This is a genomic window from Streptococcus sp. KR, assembly GCF_002238115.1.
GTDB lineage: Bacteria > Bacillota > Bacilli > Lactobacillales > Streptococcaceae > Streptococcus.
Genome location: NZ_NGVM01000364.1, coordinates 1 through 218, shown reverse-complemented (window position 1 = coordinate 218; position 218 = coordinate 1). Strand labels below are relative to the sequence as shown.

Genomic DNA, 218 nt, shown 5'->3' with positions numbered 1-218 from the left:
CTACTAATTTACGACGGTTGACCATTAGTTTTAAGCCAGTTTCTTTTTCACATAATGAGCACCAGGGATGATTAAATTTAAGACGATTTCTTAAATCAATCCATTCTTTTGTATTATAAAAGTGCATTTTTGCGTGTTCATAAGGGTCAACTAATCTTTGTTGACTAATGGTTTTGTGCTCGTCTTGATGTAGCTGGCAATATCCATTAGACTTTGCT

General features: G+C 33.9%; 1 protein-coding gene. It reads right to left on the bottom strand.

The annotated features are described in order from the left end of the window. Positions 1 to 218: hypothetical protein (locus tag CBI42_RS13115; RefSeq protein WP_218822082.1), on the bottom strand; the 218-nt coding region annotated here is incomplete at both ends.